This window comes from Halioglobus japonicus (genome assembly GCF_001983995.1).
GTDB lineage: Bacteria > Pseudomonadota > Gammaproteobacteria > Pseudomonadales > Halieaceae > Halioglobus > Halioglobus japonicus.
This window is the reverse complement of record NZ_CP019450.1, coordinates 3,593,849-3,611,438: the sequence shown is the minus strand read 5'-3', so window position 1 is coordinate 3,611,438 and position 17,590 is coordinate 3,593,849. Positions and strand designations below refer to the sequence as shown.

Genomic DNA, 17,590 nt, shown 5'->3' with positions numbered 1-17,590 from the left:
CATGAAGGTCATTAATTTCATGGGCCAGCGCAAACTGGCCATCCTGTTCTCCATCGCACTGCTGGTCACGGCCATTGGTTCACTGGCCACCAAGCAGCTTAACTGGGGCCTGGATTTCACTGGCGGAACGCTGGTAGAAGTGCATTACTCCGAAACCGCAGACCTCACTGCCATCCGCAACACCCTGGAAACGCAAGGGTTCGCCGGCGCGGTGGTAGTCAGCTTCGGCACCGACAAAGACGTGCTCATCCGCCTGCCACAGGGCTATTCGGATAAGCAGGGCGCCGAACTGCTCGGCAAACTGCAGGCGGCCTACGACGGCACGGTTGAGCTGCGCCGCATCGAGTTTGTGGGCCCGCAGGTAGGTGACGAACTCCGCGAGCAGGGTGGCCTGGCTATGCTGTTGGCTCTGGGCCTTGTCATGCTCTACATCGCCTTCCGCTTCCAGTTCAAATTTGCTGTCGGCGCGGTAGTGGCTCTGGTTCACGACGTACTAATCGTGCTGGGCTTCTTCTCGGTCATGGGCATGGAGTTCGACCTCACAGTACTGGCGGCATTGCTGGCGGTAATCGGTTACTCCCTGAACGACACCATTGTTGTCTCCGACCGCATTCGCGAGAACTTCCGCAAGCTGCGCAAGGCGGATTCGGAAGAGATCATCAATATCTCCCTCACCGAAACCCTGGGCCGTACCTTGGTGACCTCGTTGACCACCATGATGGTGCTGATGGCCCTGGCGCTGTTCGGCGGTGAAATGATTCACGCCTTTGCCATTGCCCTGCTGGTGGGTGTGGCCATCGGTACCTACTCATCTATCTATGTGGCGGCGAACACGCTGTTGATCATGGGTGTGAGTAAAGAAGACCTGATGATTCCCATCAAGGAAGGTTCAGAGCAAGAAGATCTGATGCCCTGATACTCGTTGCAGGTTGGCCGGGCGAGGCTCGGTCAGCAGGCATCGACATGGCCCTGTTGAGGTTGTTGCAACGCCATATTTGGTTTGCGGCTTTCTTGGCAGGGCTTTTTTGTGTTTTTTTGGTTGGGATCTGGGTGGTCGGATTGAAATCGAAGTAAGCCCTTGCGAGACCGCTGCAAGGCCATCCATGGCGCGCTTCGGCCTTCGCCATCCATGGCTACGGACGATCTCAGAAGGGCTTACTTCGATCTCAATCCTTGTTTGGTTCTAGACAGGACGCTTTTGCGCTATTTGCTTTCATCTCTCTTGGCGCGATGCATTTATTGTTACGCGGGCTGGAGCCTTGGCTCGATCCTGCGATCCAGTAGTTCTCGTTCAATTTACTCTCACGCAGCGATTTGTCGCTCAATGGAATAGCGCATCCGACGTGAGACTGGGTTTGCGAACAATCAGGTCGCGTTTATGAATTGTGGAGGCGGCGGAGGGCTCTCCGCGGTGGGTGTTTGAGGGGTGCTCGAGGATTGCGCAGCAATCCCACCCCGAGTTACGCCGCGGCCGTAGCCGCTGGAGCAATTCATGCGGCCGTGAGCAAACCCAGTCTCACGGCGGATGTGCGGCTAGTCAAAAAGAAACTAGCCAAGCAGCGGTTTAGTAGCCTGCAGAACCGCCTTAAAGCACTTAGGATTGCCGGCAACAATATTGCCAGACTCCAGATAGTTCTCCGAGCCATTAAAGTCGCCAACTAGGCCGCCAGCTTCCTTCACCAGCAGGGCGCCCGCCGCGATATCCCACTTGGCCAGGCCCACTTCCCAGAACGCGTCGAAGCGTCCCGAAGCCACATAGGCCAGGTCCAGCGCCGCAGAGCCCGCGCGGCGGATGCCTGCGCACTGGCCTGCCAGTACTTCCACTGACTTGGCGTAGGCGCCAAGCTTGTCGTCGCAGTGTCCCTTGAAGGGGATGCCCGTGCCCAGCAGGGCGCCGTCCAGAGAGTTGCGCTTGGTGACGCGGATACGGCGGCCGTTGAGAGAGGCGCCACGGCCGCGTGAGGCAGTGAATTCCTCGCGCAGTACCGGGTTGAGTACAACCGCGTGTTCCAGCTTGCCCTTATGCAGGCAGGCAATGGAGATCGCAAAGTGGGGGATGCCGCGTGCGAAGTTGGTGGTGCCATCGAGAGGGTCGATGATCCAGGTGTATTCCGCGTCGGCGTCGCCGTCCAGGCCGCCTTCTTCACCCAGAATCGCGTGATCCGGGTAGGCCTTCTTCAGGTGGTACCGAATTTCCTGCTCGGCGTTAACGTCCACTTCGCTGACAAAGTCGTTAGTACCCTTGGACACCACGTCGATACGATCCAGATCATCGGAGGCGCGCACGATGTTTTCGCCGGCTTTACGGGCGGCTCGCAGCGCAATGTTGACCATTGGTTCCATGGTGTTTTCCTGAGTCAGTGTTCGGGCGCGCGATTATAGAGCAAGCCGCACAAAAAATCTGCTAAACTTCGCGCCCCCAAATCAGGGCAGATTAATGAATCTCGACAACATTCGCATCGTGCTGGTAAACACCAACACGCCGGGCAATATCGGCGGAGTGGCTCGCGCCATGAAAAACATGGGTCTGCACCGCCTGTATCTGGTGGAACCCAGGCAGTATCCGCACGAGGAGGCCACCTGGCGTGCCGCTTCTGCGGGTGATGTGCTCGATGGTGCCGTAGTGACCGAGACCCTGGATGAAGCTATTGCCGATTGCCAGTTTGTCGTGGGCACAAGCGCCCGGGGCCGCCGTATCCCCTGGCCGCTGCTTGATCCACGTAAATGTGCCGAGCGTATCGACGGTATTGCGGACGATCAGCAGGTGGCGATTCTGTTCGGGCGTGAAGACCGCGGCCTCAAGAATGAGGAGTTGCAGGCCTGTAACCTGCACCTGAATATCCCGACCTCGGAGGATTACAGCTCACTCAATCTGGCCATGGCGGTGCAGGTGGTGTGTTACGAGCTACGGATGCTGCTGGCGGCGGACAGTGTGCCAGCCACGGAAGACGCCGAGTGGGATGCCCCCTTTACCACTCGCGAGCAGATGGAGCTATTTTACGAGCACCTGGAGCAAACCCTGATCGATGTGGAATTCCTCAATCCGACGGCCCCGCGCCAGCTGATGGCCCGCCTGCGCAGACTCTACAGCCGGGTGCGTCTGGATGAGATGGAATTGAACATTCTGCGGGGCATTCTGACCGAAACCCAGAAGCGGATTGGCAAGCGCTAGTCGGAGCTTTGTCCGACTAAATTGGTCGGACTTATACTTGACCAAAAAGGTCGGTTATTGCATACTCGCTCCGCTAAATTAGAGGGCGGGTGAGACTATGCGTCTTACAACCAAAGGGCGTTATGCCGTAACCGCGATGCTGGATCTGGCGCTGCATGGCAGCAAGGGTCCGGTAAGTCTCGCGGACATCTCAGGACGACAGGATATTTCGCTGTCCTACCTGGAGCAGCTGTTCGCGAAATTGCGTCGCAATGAGCTGGTGACCAGCGTGCGCGGCCCTGGCGGCGGTTACCGGTTGAGCCGCGAGCGCGATGAGATTTTCGTCGCCCAGATCGTTGATGCGGTCAACGAAACCGTCGATGCTACGGGCTGTGCCGGCAAAGGGCATTGCCAACAGGGCGAAGTGTGCCTCACCCACCACCTGTGGGAAGACCTCAGCAAGCAGATTCACGGCTTCCTGAGTGACATCAGCCTGGCCCAGCTGATGGAAAAGCGAGAAGTGAAGACAATTTCCGCGCGTCAGGACGCGCGTCAAGATCGGGTAGAGACCCTGGCGCTCAGCGAGATCTGAGGCCGAATAACGGAGTTGTAGAAAATGCAGAAACCGATTTACTTTGACTATCTGGCCACCACCCCCTGCGACCCTCGGGTTGTAGAGAAAATGGTCCACTGCCTGTCGGTGGAGGGTAACTTCGGTAACCCGGCATCCCGCTCCCACCTGTACGGTTGGAAGGCGGAAGAAGCCGTTGAGAATGCCCGTCGCCAGGTGGCTGATCTGATTGATGCCGACCCTCGCGAAATCGTCTGGACGTCGGGTGCCACCGAGTCCGACAACCTTGCCATCAAGGGCGTCGCCCACTTCTACGGCAAGAAAGGCAAGCACATCATCACCTCCAAGATCGAGCACAAAGCGGTGCTGGATACCTGCCGTCAACTCGAGCGCGAAGGCTTTGAGGTAACTTACCTCGACCCGGACGCCAACGGCCTGATTACCCCGGAGGCGGTGGCTGCGGCGCTGCGCGAAGACACTATTTTGGTCAGCATCATGCACGCCAACAACGAGATTGGCACCGTGAACGATATCGCCGGCATCGGCGAAGTCACCCGCAATGCCGGCGTGCTGTTCCATGTGGATGCAGCCCAGGGCGCGGGCAAAATCGCCATCGACCTGAAAGAAATGAAAGTGGACCTGCTGTCCATGTCAGGCCACAAAATGTATGGCCCTAAGGGTATTGGCGCACTGTACGTTCGTCGCAAGCCCCGCGTGCGTCTGGAATCGCAAATGCACGGTGGCGGTCATGAGCGCGGTATGCGCTCCGGCACCCTGGCCACTCACCAGATCGTGGGCATGGGCGAAGCCGCCCACATCGCCAAAGAAGAAATGGCGAGCGAAGCGGAGAAGGTTAACGCCCTGCGCCAGCGTTTCTGGGACGGCATCAAGGATATTGAAGAGGTTCACGTCAACGGTGATATGGACCAGCGCCTGCCCGGTGCGATTAACGTCAGCATCGCTTTCGTGGAAGGCGAATCCCTGATCATGTCGCTGAAGGATCTGGCTATTTCCTCAGGTTCCGCCTGTACCTCGGCGAGCCTGGAACCTTCCTACGTGCTGCGGGCACTGGGTCTGAATGACGAGCTGGCTCACAGCTCACTACGTTTCAGCTTCGGCCGCTTCACCACGGAAGAAGATGTAGACGTGGCAATCGAACAACTGCGCGGCGCCGTCGGCAAACTGCGCGAACTGTCCCCGCTCTGGGACATGTACAAAGACGGCATCGACCTGGACACAATTGAATGGGCCGCGCACTAGCGGTAGAGGAGAACCATCATGGCATATAGCGACAAAGTACTGGATCACTACGAGAATCCCCGCAATGTCGGCAAGCTGGACGCAAGCGACGAAAGCGTTGGCACCGGCATGGTTGGCGCTCCGGCCTGCGGCGACGTCATGCGCCTGCAGATCAAGGTAGACGACAACGGTGTGATCGAAGACGCCAAGTTCAAAACCTACGGCTGTGGCAGCGCCATCGCCTCCAGCTCGCTGCTCACTGAGTGGGTGAAGGGCAAGAACCTGGATGAAGCCGAGCAGATCAAGAACACCGAGATCGCTGAAGAACTGGCCCTGCCGCCCGTGAAGATCCACTGCAGCGTACTCGCTGAAGATGCGATCAAGGCAGCCGTTAAGGACCTGCGCGAAAAGCGGGGTGACAGCTAATGGGTGTTTCTGTCACTGCCTCCGCTGCTGAGCATATTGCTGCGCAGCTCGATGGTCGCGGCCGAGGTCTCGGTATTCGCCTGGGAGTGACGACATCCGGCTGTTCCGGCATGGCCTACGTGCTGGAGTTTGTCGATGAGCAGGCACCGGAAGACGAGGTGTTTGAAGATCATGGCGTCAAGGTGTTTATCGACCCCAAGAGCCTGACTTACCTCGAGGGTACCGAGCTGGACTTCGTCAAAGAGGGTCTCAATGAGGGCCTGCAGTTCAAGAACCCGAATGTCTCCGCCGAGTGCGGCTGCGGCGAGAGCTTTACCGTATAATTCGTCACCCCGATCCGATCAGGCCGAGGTGGTATGAGCTCTCCCGACTTTTCTCAGAACTATTTCCAGCTGTTTGAACTGCCTGTGCAGTTCGAGCTGGATACGTCTGCGCTGGGTACTCGCTACCGGCAGTTGCAGCAGGAGCTGCACCCGGATCGCTTTGCGACCGCCGGCGAGCACGAACAGCGTGTTGCCGTGCAGTACTCCGCCTTTGTCAACGAGGCGCACGCCGCGTTGAAAGCGCCGCTGCCCCGGGCGCTATATCTGCTCGAGCTCGCCGGTATGAGCCAGGAGCAGGTGAGCCGCCAGCAGGTTGACGGCGGATTTTTGATGGAGCAGATGGAGCTGCGCGAAAAGCTCGAATCCATGCACGATCTGGTAGATCCCGACACTGTGCTCGATCATCTGCTGGAAGAGATTGCGGGCGACATCAAAATGCACCGGGCGGAATTCAAAGCCGCCTATGAACAATCAGATCTGCCGGCCGCCGCCAGTGCCTGCGTGAAGATGCAGTATCTCGAGAAGCTGCAGCTTGAGGCCGAGCAGATCGAAGCCGACTTAATGGATAGTTAAATGGCGCTGTTACAGATAGCAGAACCCGGCCAGTCGCCGGTACCGCACCAGACTCGGCGCGCTGTCGGCATCGACCTGGGGACTACCAATTCCCTGGTCGCAACCGTGCGCGGTGGTCGCGCTGAAGCCCTGCCTGATCACGATGGCGCCGTTATGCTGCCGTCGGTGGTGAACTATTCATCCGCGCTGCCCGTGGTGGGTGTGCCTGCCCAGGCGCTGGCCAGCGCGCATCCGGCGGATACACTGGTGTCGGTAAAGCGTTTTATGGGGCGCGGGCGCGATGAAGCGCAGGCGGATGCCGAGCGCTCCCATTACCAGCTGGCTGAAAGCGATGAAGGCATGGTGCGCTTTGTCACGACCGCCGGTGAAATTTCACCCGTACAGGCCTCCTCCGAAATACTGAATTCCCTGCGTCTGCGCGCCGAGGAAACACTCGGTGGCACCATTGAAGGCGCCGTGATTACTGTCCCTGCCTACTTTGATGAGCCCCAGCGTCATGCGACCAAAGACGCGGCCACGCTGGCCGGCCTGCCCGTATTGCGCCTGCTCAACGAACCTACTGCGGCGGCGGTGGCCTATGGCCTCGACTCCCAGGAAGAGGGCGTTATTGCCGTTTACGACCTCGGCGGCGGCACCTTTGATATTTCCATTCTGCGCCTGCATCGCGGCGTATTCGAAGTACTGGCTACCGGCGGCGATACCGCCCTCGGCGGCGATGATTTCGATGCGGCTATCGCCGGGTGGGCGCTGGAGCAGGCCGGTATCGAGACGATTGAGGCGGGTCAACATCGCGCGCTGTTCAGTCTGTCACGCGCGGCCAAGGAGCAGCTTTCCGAGCGTGAATCCGTTGAATTGGCGCTCGCAGATATTGTGCCGGGTGCCCCGACACTGACCCTGGATCGCACCGCGTTTGAGGCCCTGGTCCAACCCCTGGTAAAGCGCACGCTGCGCGCGTGTCGCCGCTGCCTGCGCGATGCCGAGGTTGATGAGGTTGCCAATGTCGTCATGGTGGGGGGGTCTACCCGTGTACCCATGGTGCGCGAAGCGGTCGGTGAGTTCTTTACCCGTGAACCGCTGATCGATATCGATCCCGACAAGGTCGTGGCTGTTGGCGCTGCGATTCAGGCGGACATTCTCGCCGGCAATCGCCCCGAGGGTGACCTGTTGTTGCTGGATGTTCTGCCGCTGTCGCTGGGCCTGGAGACCATGGGTGGCCTGGTAGAAAAGATCATTCCGCGCAATACCACGATCCCGGTGACCCGCGCCCAGGATTTCACCACTTACAAGGATGGTCAGACCGCCCTGGCCGTGCACATTGTGCAGGGCGAGCGGGAAATGGTCGCCGATTCGCGCTCACTGGCGCGCTTTGAGTTGCGCGGCATTCCGCCCATGGTGGCCGGTGCTGCCCGTATCCGGGTGACCTTCCAAGTGGATGCCGACGGCCTGCTCAATGTCTCTGCCCGGGAGGAAACCACCGGTGTGCAGAGCAGCGTTACCGTGAAGCCGTCCTTCGGCCTCAGCGACGAGCAAATTACCGATATGCTGCAATCGTCCTTTACCAATGCCGCCGACGACAAGAACGCCCGGCAGCTGGCCGAGCAGCGTCTCGATGCTCAGCAGTTGCTGGAAGGTTTGGAAGCCGCTATCGCCGCAGACGCTGCCGAACTGTTGAGTGAAGCGGAATGCCGGGCACTGCACGAGCGTATGGACGCGCTGCGAGAGCAGGTAGCTGGCACCGATGTCGCCGAAATTCGAAAACTGACAGAAGAACTGGGTCGGGCCAGCGAAGCCTTTGCTGCCCGTCGTATGGACAAGAGCATTAAACAGGCCCTGGCGGGAGTCAGCCTGGAAGAGCTCGACGAGGAGGAATCGTCATGACCCGCATTGTGGTCCTGCCCCATGAGAACCTATGCCCTGAGGGCGCCGTGCTCGAAGCTGAGCCCGGCGAGAGCGTATGCCGGGCGCTGTTGCGCAACGAGATCGAGATTGAGCATGCCTGTGAGATGTCCTGCGCCTGCACAACCTGCCATGTCGTTGTGCGTGAGGGCTATGACTCAATGGAGGAACCGGATGAGCTCGAGGACGACTACCTCGACAAGGCCTGGGGCCTGGAGCCGGATTCGCGCCTGTCCTGCCAGGCGATTGTGGCCGATGAAGACCTCGTGGTAGAAATCCCCAAGTACACCATTAACATGGTGTCAGAGCGTCACTGAGGTAGCCGCCATGCGCTGGACTGACATTACCGATATAGCCATCGAGCTCACCGAGGCTCACCCGGATGTAGACCCCCTGGCGCTCAACTTCGTCGACCTGCGCAACTGGGTGGTTGCCCTGCCCGGTTTCGACGACGACCCGGACCGCTGTGGCGAGAAAATCCTCGAGGCCATTCAGGCCGCCTGGATCGAAGAAATGGACTGATATCCCGGTCCGTGAGAGGGGGCGTCAGGGTTTTTCCCGGGGAAAAACACAAGCGTCCCCTTTTTTATTCCATGTGCATTTTGTCGCTTTTCATAAGCGGCTGATTATAAAGGTCTTTTTCAGGCCGCAATTGGCCCGGCAGGGTGAAACCTCACCCTGAAACCCGTATAATTGCGCGGTTTTAACCGCACCTGCCTGCAGCGGGCCCACAAGGCTCTCCGCCGGGCGGGTGTTTATCTTTGAAATACTCATTTGGAGACCCCCATGGCTGTAGAACGCACCCTGTCCATCGTCAAGCCCGACGCCGTAGGCAAGAACATCATTGGCAAAATTTACTCCCGTTTCGAAAGCAACGGCCTGCAGATTGTTGCAGCAAAGATGCTGCAGCTGGACGACGTGGTTGCCGGCGGTTTTTACGCTGAGCACCGTGAGCGCCCCTTCTTCAAGGACTTGGTTGAGTTCATGACTTCCGGCCCTGTGGTTGTACAGGTACTGGAAGGTGAAAACGCCATCGCCAAGAACCGCGAACTGATGGGTGCGACTAACCCGCAGGAAGCCGACGAAGGCACGATCCGCGCTGACTTCGCGTCCAGCATCGACGCCAACGCGGTACACGGTTCTGACTCCCCTGAGTCTGCTGCTCGTGAAATCGCCTACTTCTTCGCTGCCAGCGAGATCTGCGCACGCTAAGAGGACGAATCAGTGACGTCGGTGATTGCCAGTTCAGCAGATCAGCAACAGCAGGTTGAGAAAACCAACCTGCTGGGCCTGACCTTGCCTGCCATGGAAGCGTTTTTCCTCGAGATCGGGGAGAAGAAGTTTCGCGCGGTGCAGGTGCTGAAGTGGATTCACCACCACGGCGTCACGGATTTCGAACAAATGACGAACCTGGGCAAGGCCCTGCGCGAGAAGCTCGCCCGCCGCGCCGAGATTCGTCCCCCGAAATTGTCAGCCAGCACGACTCCAACGACGGTACGCGCAAGTGGGCCATCCGGGTCGATGGTGGCGGCCTGGTTGAGACCGTCCTCATTCCCGACGGCAACCGGGCCACCCTGTGTGTTTCCTCACAGGTGGGCTGCAGCCTGGACTGCAGCTTCTGCTCCACTGGCAAACAGGGTTTCCAGCGCGATCTGAGCGCCGCGGAAATCATCGGCCAGGTGTGGTTGGCCATCAAATCCTATGACGCTTTCCAGCAGAGCAACAGTCGGGTGGTCACTAACGTCGTCATGATGGGTATGGGTGAGCCGCTGCTGAACTTCGACAACGTGGTGGCGGCCATGGACCTGATGATGGAAGACAATGCCTACGGTATTTCCAAGCGTCGGGTAACCCTGAGCACCTCTGGCGTAGTGCCAGCCCTGGATGCGCTGGCGAAGGTCTCCGAGGCCTCACTGGCGGTCTCCCTGCACGCGCCTAACGATGCGCTGCGCAATGAACTGGTGCCGATTAATCGCAAGTACCCCATCTCGGTACTGCTGGAAAGCTGCCGCAACTACATCGATGCCCAGAGCGACAAGAAGCGGGTGGTCACGGTGGAGTACACCCTCATCGCCGGCGTTAATGACCAGCGCGAGCACGCCCTGGAGCTGGCGGAATTGCTCAAGGATTTCCCCTGCAAGATCAACCTGATCCCATTCAATACCTTCGATCAGTCGGATTACCAGCGCCCCAGCGGCAATGCCGTGTCACGTTTCTGGCAAGTACTGGTAGATGCAGGATATATTGTCACTGTGCGCACCACCCGCGGTGACGATATCGACGCCGCCTGTGGCCAGTTGGTAGGCCAGGTGGTGGATCGCACCCGCCGCGCCGAGCGCTATCGTCAGGCTGCGGACCAGAATAACCAACAGGCAACGGGGCAGAGTTAAGTGACCATAGGGATGATGAAAACAACAGCGTTCAGGATGATCGCCGCGGCGGCCACTGCGATGTTGCTGGCCGGCTGTGTCTCAACCAAAGAGACCGTGTTTACCGAGAAGGCCGATCCTGAAAAAGCCCTGGAATATCGGGTTGAGCTGGCGCGTAAGTATATCGGCGAAGGCGACTGGGACAATGCCAAACGCAACCTGCGCCTGGCCAGTGAAATAGACCCCAAGAACGCCGAGGTGCACGAGGCCTTTGCACTGGTGTACCAGAGCACCGGCGAATTTGAGCTGGCGGAAGACAGCTACCAGACCGCGCTGCGGCTGGACAAGAATTTCTCCCGGGCCAGAAATAATTACGCGGCCTACCTCTACTCGCAGGGCCGTTACAAGGACGCCCAGCGCGAGCTGGAAATCGTGGTACAGGACACTCTGTACCCGGGGCGCCCCCGCGCCTTCGTAAACCTGGGTTTGTGCCGGGTGCAGAACTTTGAGCCCCAGGGTGCCGAAGAGGCTTTCCGCCGGGCCCTTACCATGGATCGCACCAACAGCATTGCGCTGCTGGAGCTGGCGCAGCTGCGCTATGACGCTGCCGACTTCGCTACCGCCGGTCAGTACTATGACACCTACCGCACCGTGACCCGTCAGCAATCTGCGCGGGGTTTGTGGCTGGGTATTCGCCTCGCGCGCCAGCAGGGTGACCTCAATGCCGAGGGTAGCTATGCACTGGCGCTGGAAAACCTGTATCCGACATCGGCGGAATACGAGGCCTATAAGCGGACTCTGTAATCGTGACCAGTGACATAACCGCACAGGCAGAAATTTTTGTAACCCCGGGCAGCATGTTGCGCACCGCGCGCATCAGCCAGGGGCTGGGCGAACGGGAAGTGGCCGACCGCCTCAACCTGATGCCCAATTATGTGGACATCCTAGAGCGCGATGCCTACGACGAGTTGCGCAGTCCGGCTTTTGCCCGCGGCTATGTGCGCAGCTATGGCCAGCTGGTAGGCATGGACGAAGACGCATTGCTCAAGGCCTTTGACGAATACCGCCAGGGCCAGGGAGCCAGGAAGAAACGGGTCGAAACCAAGGCCCTACAGTTGCAGAGCACCGGGCTGGGTGTTGTCATCGGACTGGCCACGCTGTTGTTACTCACTGCCGGCTTGTGGTTCTGGCGAGGTTAAGCATGAATACAGAATCTCCAATCAAGCGTCGCGAGTCGCGCAAGATCTGGGTGGGCGATGTGCCCGTCGGCGGCGATGCACCGATCAGCGTGCAGAGCATGACCAATACCGAGACCTGCGACGTGGCGGCCACCGTGGCTCAGGTACAGGCGATTGCCGAAGCGGGCGCAGACATTGTGCGCGTATCGGTACCGAGCATGGATGCCGCCGAGGCCTTTCGTGAAATTCGCCAGCAGGTGAGTGTGCCGCTAGTGGCAGACATTCACTTCGATCACAAAATCGCCCTCAAAGTGGCGGAGTACGGTGTGGATTGCCTGCGCATCAACCCGGGCAATATCGGCCGCGACGACAAAGTGCGCGAAGTGATCAGCTGTGCCAAGGACAAGAACATTCCCATTCGTATTGGCGTGAATGCTGGATCCCTCGGCAAAGAGTTGCAGCGCAAGTACGGTGAACCCACGCCCGCGGCGCTGGTCGAGTCCGCGATGCACCATGTCGATATTCTCGACAAACACGATTTCCATGACTTCAAGGTGTCAGTGAAAGCCTCTGAAGTCTTTATGGCTGTGGAGGCCTACCGACTGCTGGCCAAGGAAATTGATCAGCCGTTGCACCTGGGTATTACCGAGGCGGGCGGCCTGCGCGGCGGTACCGTTAAGTCGGCAGTGGGCCTGGGCATGCTGCTCATGGACGGCATTGGCGACACGATTCGCATTTCCCTGGCGGCTGACCCGGTTGAGGAAGTGAAAGTGGGCTTTGAGATTCTCAAGAGCCTCAAGTTGCGCACCAACGGCATTAACTTTATTGCCTGTCCCAGCTGTTCGCGCCAGAACTTCGATGTGATTGGCACCATGAATGCTTTGGAGCAGCGCCTGGAAGATATTCGCACGCCAATGGATGTGGCTGTTATCGGTTGCATTGTGAATGGCCCGGGTGAAGCCCGCGAGGCGGATGTCGGTATGACGGGCGCCACGCCCAGCAACCTGATTTATGTGGATGGCGAGCCCGACCACAAAGTCAGCAATGAAGAATTTGTCGATCACCTGGAGAAGGTGATCAGGGACAAGGCCGCGGCGCTGGATGCAGCGCGCGCAGAGCAAGAGGACAAACTCATCCTCAAGAGCTCGGCCTAACCCGTTTCAAGGAGTAAATGTGAGCACGATTAGAGCCATCCGTGGGATGAACGACATCCTCCCGGATGAGAGCCCCCACTGGCAGCACGTAGAATCCGTGGTGCGTCGCCTGATGACAGGTTACGGCTATAGCGAAATCCGCATGCCTGTCGTGGAGCAGACTGACCTGTTCAAGCGCGGTGTGGGCGAGGTAACCGATATCGTCGAGAAGGAGATGTATACCTTTCTCGATCGCAGTGACGACAGCCTGACCCTGCGCCCAGAGGGCACTGCAGGTTGTGTGCGCGCCGCCATTCAGCACGGCCTGCTGAATATGGCTCAGCGGCTCTGGTATGCCGGCCCCATGTTCCGCTACGAGCGGCCCCAGAAGGGACGCCAGCGCCAATTCCACCAGTTTGGTGCCGAGGCCTTTGGCATTGCCAGCCCGGATATGGACGCGGAGATGATTCTGCTGACGGCGCGCCTGTGGCGTCAGCTGGGTGTGGCCGAGCATGTGCAGCTGCAGTTGAACTCGATTGGCGGCGCCGAGGCGCGGCAAGCTTATAAAGACGCGTTGGTGGTATACCTGCGCGAGCGTTTTGATGAGCTTGACGAAGACAGCCAGCGCCGCCTCGACAGCAACCCGCTGCGCATTCTCGACAGCAAGAATCCTCAGACCCAGGCGCTGCTGGATGACGCTCCGGAGCTTGCTAACTATCTGGATGAAGAATCTCGTGCCGATTTTGCGCGCCTGTGCGAACTCCTCGACGCAGCGGGGGTAGCCTACGCGGTGAACCAGCGCCTGGTGCGTGGCCTCGATTACTACAACAAGACTGTGTTCGAATGGGTGACCGACCAGCTCGGCTCCCAGGGCACCGTATGTGGCGGTGGCCGCTACGACGGACTGGTGGAGCAGCTCGGCGGCAAGCCTGTGCCCGGTGTCGGCTTTGCTATGGGTGTTGAGCGCCTGGTACTGCTGCTGGAGGCCTGTGGCACGTTGCCCGCGGCCCCTGCCCAGGCCGACGTGTACGTGGTGAGCTTTGGTGACGACGCCCAGCGTCAGGCCATTGCGACCACCGAAACCCTGCGCGATGCCGTACCCCAGCTGAACATAGTGCAGCACAACGGCGGTGGCAGTTTTAAAAGCCAGATGAAGAAGGCCGATAAATCCGGCGCGCGCCTGGCCCTGATCTGGGGTGAAGATGAGGTGGCGGCAGGTACGGTCAGCCTCAAGGCGCTGCGCGCAGACGATAAAGAACGTATCCCCCAGCAGGCATTGCCGCTGGGTGAATTAGAACAGACTCTGCAAGCATTGCTCGCAGAATAAGACCGGTGGAAAGGAAGTAACAGAAGTGGAACAGTACCGCACAGAAGAAGAACAGGTTGAAGCACTGAAGAAGTGGTGGGACGAAAATGGTCGCGGCCTGATTGTGGCCGTGATTGTAGCCCTGGGCGTCGGCTTTGGCTGGCAGGGCTGGCAGAAGTACACCGCCGATGAAGCAGCCGCGGCGTCGGAACGCTACCAGGCGCTGCTGCAGCAACTGGCGCAGATCACTGACAGTGGTGATCAGCAGGAGGCCATTAATATGGCCCGTGAAATTAAGACTGAACACAGCCGTAGCACCTATGCGGAATTCGCTGGCCTGCACCTGGCCCGTCTGGCCGCTGAGCGCGGCGACATGGCGGAAGCCGAAGCACAGCTGCGTTGGGTGCTGGGACGTGCGGATAACGGCAGTGAAGTGTATCTGCTGTCGCAACTGCGTCTGGCACGGGTGCTGGCCTCCAATGGCGATATCTCCCAGGCCAAACAAATTCTCAATGCGACCGAAGCAGGCCCCTACGAGGCCTCTTACGCGGTGGCACGCGGTGATATCGCGATGATGGAAAACGACGTGGAAGCGGCGCGCGCTGCCTACACCCTGGCCCTGGGCCTGGCGGCACAAAGCGGCGGCGGTGCAGTGAACCTGGGCCTGGTGCAGCAGAAGCTGCAAAGCCTGAGCCCGGTTGAGCCCCGCGAGCTCGCTGGCGCAGCAGCACCGGTTGCCAACGTCGATGAGCTGAGCACCACAGACACAGCCGCAGTCGATGCTGCGGACGAAATTACCACCGAAGCACCTGAGGCACAGGAGTAACGCCATGCAGACCAGGACACGTTGGCTCGCTGCCGTATTGATGTCAGTCGCCCTCAGTGGCTGCAGTACGGTGACCGGTTGGTTCGAAAGCGACGATGATGACCCTCGCGAGCCTGCCGAGCTGTTCGATATTGAGCAGTCCGTGAAGATCAAAAAGCTCTGGTCCGTGGGTGTGGGCAACGGTCAGGGGAAAGGCCTGTATAAGCTGCAGCCGGTGATCGACGGCGATACGATATACGCCGCCTCCGCCAACGGTGAGGTGAAGGCCATTTCCCGCGAACGCGGTAAGCAGGTGTGGAAGACCGACCTGGAGATGGCGCTGTCCGGTGGCGTCGGCGTATCTGGCGACGCATTGCTGTTGGGCAGTTCCGACGGTTCAGTCCTCAAGCTCGACGCCAGCAATGGCGACTTGTTGTGGTCCACCCGCCTGCAGGGCGAAGTGCTTGCACCGCCCCAGGGCAATGGCCGGGTTGTGGTCGCCCAGACCTACGACGGCAAGCTGCAGGGTCTGGATTTCGCCACGGGCGAGCGCCTGTGGACTTACGACAGTAACGTGCCGGTGCTGACGATTCGCGGCACCAGCACGCCGATTCTCTACAACAACACCGTGTATGCCGGCTTTGCCAACGGCCGGGTGCTCGCATTTGACGCCCAGACTGGCGCGATTGACTGGGAAGTGCGCGTAGCCATTTCCCAGGGCCGCTCCGAGATTGAACGCATTGTCGATGTAGACGGCACCATGGCGCTGGTGGGCAGTGAGCTGTACGCCGCCAGTTACCAGGGCCGGGTAGTGGCGATTGATGCCGCCTCCGGGCGCAAGATCTGGCAGAAAGACGTATCGTCCTTCTCCGGTGTGTCCCAGGGCTTTGGCAACGTCTATGTCACGGACGACGACGGGACCATGAGCGCCTACCTGCGCAACGGCCAGGGCCTGCGCTGGCAGCAGGATGCGCTGTCGTTCCGCGAGCTGTCGCGACCTACGCCGGTCAGCAGCTATGTGGCGGTAACAGACTTTGAAGGTGTGCTGCACCTCGTGTCCCAGGTAGACGGTGAGTTTGTCGGCCGTACCAAGGTGGGCGGCGACGGCGCGCGCGCCGATATGCTCGCAGACGGTAATCTGCTATATGTGTATACCAATGACGGCAAGTTGATTGCCTATGAGGTGAGTGCGAAAAACTGATGATCCCGGTCATCGCCCTGGTAGGGCGCCCCAATGTCGGTAAGTCGACCCTGTTTAACCAGCTCACCCGGAGTCGGGACGCGCTGGTGGCTGACTTCCCCGGCCTTACCCGCGACCGCAAGTACGGCGAGGCCCGGATTGGTAATCAGCCCTTTGTGGTAATCGATACCGGCGGTATCAGTGGCGACGAAGAGGGCATTGATCATGAGATGGCCGAGCAGTCGATGGCCGCCATTGAAGAGGCCGATGTGGTGCTCTTTATGGTGGATGCCCGCGAGGGCCTGAACGCCGCAGACGACAGCCTGGCCCGCCACCTGCGCCAGCGCAACAAGCCCTTCCATCTGGTGGTTAACAAAATCGATGGCATTAACGAGGACGTCGCCACCAGCGACTTCTTCTCGTTAGGTATTACCTCGATGTACTCGATTGCGGCGAGCCACGGCCGTGGCGTGCGCCAGATGATCGAGGATGTACTGGCAGAATTTCCGCCGGAAGAGCCCCGCGAAGAAGACGAAGATTATTACAAGTCGATCCGGGTGGCCGTGGTTGGCCGTCCCAATGTGGGCAAGTCCACTCTGGTGAATCGCCTGCTCGGCGAGGATAGGGTTGTCGTGTATGACCAGCCCGGCACCACCCGCGACAGCATCTACATTGACTACCAGCGCAACGACAAAGACTACACCCTGATCGATACTGCTGGAGTCAGACGTCGCAAGAACGTAAAGCAGACCGTGGAGAAGTTCTCCATCGTCAAAACCCTGAAGGCGATTGACGACGCCCATGTGGTGATTCTGGTGATGGACGCCCACGAGGGGCTGGTCGAACAGGATATGCACCTGCTGGGGCACTGTATCGAAAAGGGCCGTGGCCTCGTATTGGCCGTGAACAAGTGGGATGGTGTGGAGCCTGACCAGCGCGACTGGATCAAGACCGAGTTGTCCCGCCGTCTGGTGTTTGCCGAATACGCCGATACCCACTTTATCTCGGCGCTGCACGGCACCGGGGTGGGGCACCTTTACAAGTCAATTAATGCCGCGTTCGACTCCGCTACCCGCAAGCTTAACACCAATGCACTGACACGCATTCTTGAAGACGCGGTGTTTGACCACAATCCCCCCATGATTAATGGCCGGCGGCCGAAGCTGCGCTATGCGCATGCCGGTGGCCAGAACCCGCCGCTGATTGTGATTCACGGTAACCAGACCGGCAAAGTACCTGCCAGCTACCAGCGCTACCTGGAAAAGATCTATCGTCGCGAACTGGACCTGGTGGGCACACCCGTGCGTATCGAGTTCCGCACCTCTGACAACCCCTACGCCGACAAGCGCAATAAACTGACCCAGCGTCAGGTTCAGCGCAAGCGGCGCTTGATGGCCCACGTCAAGAAGTCGGAAAAGAAGAAGAAAAAGAAGAAGTAGG

General features: G+C 59.4%; 19 protein-coding genes and 1 pseudogene. 19 read left to right on the top strand and 1 reads right to left on the bottom strand.

Annotation, left to right across the window (positions count from 1 at the left end; translation table 11 throughout):
• Position 1 precedes the first annotated feature (1 nt).
• A complete protein-coding gene (gene secF, locus BST95_RS16980) occupies positions 2-916 on the top strand; it encodes a protein translocase subunit SecF (RefSeq protein ID WP_084200661.1) in 915 nt (304 codons plus the stop codon).
• Between the two features lie 632 nt (positions 917-1,548).
• On the opposite strand, the gene BST95_RS16975 is transcribed toward secF, so the two are convergent.
• A complete protein-coding gene (locus BST95_RS16975) occupies positions 1,549-2,343 on the bottom strand; it encodes an inositol monophosphatase family protein (RefSeq protein ID WP_084200660.1) in 795 nt (264 codons plus the stop codon).
• A gap of 94 nt (positions 2,344-2,437) precedes the next feature.
• On the opposite strand from BST95_RS16975, the gene BST95_RS16970 reads away from it, so the two are divergent.
• The 18 genes and pseudogenes from BST95_RS16970 (at position 2,438) to der (ending at position 17,589) form a co-directional block, all read left to right on the top strand.
• Entirely contained in the window at positions 2,438-3,172 is a 735-nt protein-coding gene (locus BST95_RS16970; protein WP_084200659.1) for an RNA methyltransferase, read from the top strand.
• A gap of 97 nt (positions 3,173-3,269) precedes the next feature.
• A complete protein-coding gene (gene iscR / locus BST95_RS16965) occupies positions 3,270-3,743 on the top strand; it encodes a Fe-S cluster assembly transcriptional regulator IscR (RefSeq protein ID WP_066050208.1) in 474 nt (157 codons plus the stop codon).
• 24 nt (positions 3,744-3,767) lie between these two features.
• Positions 3,768-4,982, top strand: a complete 1,215-nt coding sequence (locus tag BST95_RS16960; protein WP_084200658.1) for an IscS subfamily cysteine desulfurase — start codon at positions 3,768-3,770, stop codon at positions 4,980-4,982.
• Between the two features lie 18 nt (positions 4,983-5,000).
• Positions 5,001-5,387: a Fe-S cluster assembly scaffold IscU gene (iscU, locus tag BST95_RS16955; RefSeq protein ID WP_066050202.1), complete on the top strand. Its 387-nt coding sequence runs from the start codon at positions 5,001-5,003 to the stop codon at positions 5,385-5,387.
• A complete protein-coding gene (gene iscA / locus BST95_RS16950; RefSeq protein ID WP_066050199.1) occupies positions 5,387-5,710 on the top strand; it encodes an iron-sulfur cluster assembly protein IscA in 324 nt (107 codons plus the stop codon). Before iscU ends, iscA begins: the two co-directional genes overlap by 1 nt.
• 33 nt (positions 5,711-5,743) lie before the next feature.
• Entirely contained in the window at positions 5,744-6,283 is a 540-nt protein-coding gene (gene hscB / locus BST95_RS16945; protein WP_084200657.1) for a Fe-S protein assembly co-chaperone HscB, read from the top strand.
• Positions 6,284-8,161 (top strand): Fe-S protein assembly chaperone HscA, encoded by a 1,878-nt coding sequence (gene hscA, locus BST95_RS16940; protein WP_084200656.1) that lies wholly within the window; start codon positions 6,284-6,286, stop codon positions 8,159-8,161.
• Positions 8,158-8,496: an ISC system 2Fe-2S type ferredoxin gene (fdx, locus tag BST95_RS16935; protein ID WP_084200655.1), complete on the top strand. Its 339-nt coding sequence runs from the start codon at positions 8,158-8,160 to the stop codon at positions 8,494-8,496. Before hscA ends, fdx begins: the two co-directional genes overlap by 4 nt.
• Before the next feature lie 10 nt (positions 8,497-8,506).
• Complete coding sequence (iscX, locus tag BST95_RS16930; protein ID WP_084200654.1) at positions 8,507-8,701, top strand: Fe-S cluster assembly protein IscX; 195 nt, start codon at positions 8,507-8,509, stop codon at positions 8,699-8,701.
• Between the two features lie 264 nt (positions 8,702-8,965).
• Positions 8,966-9,391: a nucleoside-diphosphate kinase gene (gene ndk, locus BST95_RS16925; protein ID WP_066050181.1), complete on the top strand. Its 426-nt coding sequence runs from the start codon at positions 8,966-8,968 to the stop codon at positions 9,389-9,391.
• 93 nt (positions 9,392-9,484) lie between these two features.
• Positions 9,485-10,569: pseudogene (rlmN, locus tag BST95_RS16920) on the top strand (dual-specificity RNA methyltransferase RlmN).
• 12 nt (positions 10,570-10,581) lie between these two features.
• Positions 10,582-11,352, top strand: a complete 771-nt coding sequence (pilW, locus tag BST95_RS16915; RefSeq protein WP_308428292.1) for a type IV pilus biogenesis/stability protein PilW — start codon at positions 10,582-10,584, stop codon at positions 11,350-11,352.
• 2 nt (positions 11,353-11,354) lie between these two features.
• On the top strand, positions 11,355-11,747 hold the full coding sequence (locus tag BST95_RS16910) for a helix-turn-helix domain-containing protein (RefSeq protein ID WP_066050172.1): 393 nt from the start codon (positions 11,355-11,357) through the stop codon (positions 11,745-11,747).
• 2 nt (positions 11,748-11,749) lie between these two features.
• Positions 11,750-12,880, top strand: coding sequence for a flavodoxin-dependent (E)-4-hydroxy-3-methylbut-2-enyl-diphosphate synthase (ispG, locus tag BST95_RS16905; protein WP_084200652.1), 1,131 nt, complete (start codon positions 11,750-11,752; stop codon positions 12,878-12,880).
• A gap of 19 nt (positions 12,881-12,899) precedes the next feature.
• A complete protein-coding gene (gene hisS / locus BST95_RS16900; RefSeq protein WP_084200651.1) occupies positions 12,900-14,186 on the top strand; it encodes a histidine--tRNA ligase in 1,287 nt (428 codons plus the stop codon).
• A 25-nt stretch (positions 14,187-14,211) separates the two neighbouring features.
• Positions 14,212-14,991 carry a YfgM family protein gene (locus BST95_RS16895; RefSeq protein ID WP_084200650.1) on the top strand — a complete coding sequence of 260 codons (780 nt, stop codon included), beginning with the start codon at positions 14,212-14,214 and terminating at the stop codon, positions 14,989-14,991.
• A 4-nt stretch (positions 14,992-14,995) separates the two neighbouring features.
• Entirely contained in the window at positions 14,996-16,171 is a 1,176-nt protein-coding gene (bamB, locus tag BST95_RS16890) for an outer membrane protein assembly factor BamB (protein WP_066050162.1), read from the top strand.
• Positions 16,171-17,589 (top strand): ribosome biogenesis GTPase Der, encoded by a 1,419-nt coding sequence (der, locus tag BST95_RS16885; protein ID WP_066050159.1) that lies wholly within the window; start codon positions 16,171-16,173, stop codon positions 17,587-17,589. Before bamB ends, der begins: the two co-directional genes overlap by 1 nt.
• Position 17,590 lies beyond the last annotated feature (1 nt).

Excerpts from the sequence above, each read along its gene's own strand:
- hscB (WP_084200657.1), top strand. The coding sequence starts at position 5,744 with ATGAGCTCTCCCGACTTTTCTCAGAACTATTTCCAGCTGTTTGAACTG.
- fdx (WP_084200655.1), top strand. The coding sequence starts at position 8,158 with ATGACCCGCATTGTGGTCCTGCCCCATGAGAACCTATGCCCTGAGGGC.
- secF (WP_084200661.1), top strand. The coding sequence starts at position 2 with ATGAAGGTCATTAATTTCATGGGCCAGCGCAAACTGGCCATCCTGTTC.
- iscU (WP_066050202.1), top strand. The coding sequence starts at position 5,001 with ATGGCATATAGCGACAAAGTACTGGATCACTACGAGAATCCCCGCAAT.
- der (WP_066050159.1), top strand. The coding sequence starts at position 16,171 with ATGATCCCGGTCATCGCCCTGGTAGGGCGCCCCAATGTCGGTAAGTCG.
- iscX (WP_084200654.1), top strand. The coding sequence starts at position 8,507 with ATGCGCTGGACTGACATTACCGATATAGCCATCGAGCTCACCGAGGCT.
- iscR (WP_066050208.1), top strand. The coding sequence starts at position 3,270 with ATGCGTCTTACAACCAAAGGGCGTTATGCCGTAACCGCGATGCTGGAT.
- BST95_RS16970 (WP_084200659.1), top strand. The coding sequence starts at position 2,438 with ATGAATCTCGACAACATTCGCATCGTGCTGGTAAACACCAACACGCCG.
- bamB (WP_066050162.1), top strand. The coding sequence starts at position 14,996 with ATGCAGACCAGGACACGTTGGCTCGCTGCCGTATTGATGTCAGTCGCC.
- ndk (WP_066050181.1), top strand. The coding sequence starts at position 8,966 with ATGGCTGTAGAACGCACCCTGTCCATCGTCAAGCCCGACGCCGTAGGC.
- pilW (WP_308428292.1), top strand. The coding sequence starts at position 10,582 with ATGATGAAAACAACAGCGTTCAGGATGATCGCCGCGGCGGCCACTGCG.
- BST95_RS16975 (WP_084200660.1), bottom strand. The coding sequence starts at position 2,343 with ATGGAACCAATGGTCAACATTGCGCTGCGAGCCGCCCGTAAAGCCGGC.
- ispG (WP_084200652.1), top strand. The coding sequence starts at position 11,750 with ATGAATACAGAATCTCCAATCAAGCGTCGCGAGTCGCGCAAGATCTGG.
- iscA (WP_066050199.1), top strand. The coding sequence starts at position 5,387 with ATGGGTGTTTCTGTCACTGCCTCCGCTGCTGAGCATATTGCTGCGCAG.
- BST95_RS16960 (WP_084200658.1), top strand. The coding sequence starts at position 3,768 with ATGCAGAAACCGATTTACTTTGACTATCTGGCCACCACCCCCTGCGAC.
- hscA (WP_084200656.1), top strand. The coding sequence starts at position 6,284 with ATGGCGCTGTTACAGATAGCAGAACCCGGCCAGTCGCCGGTACCGCAC.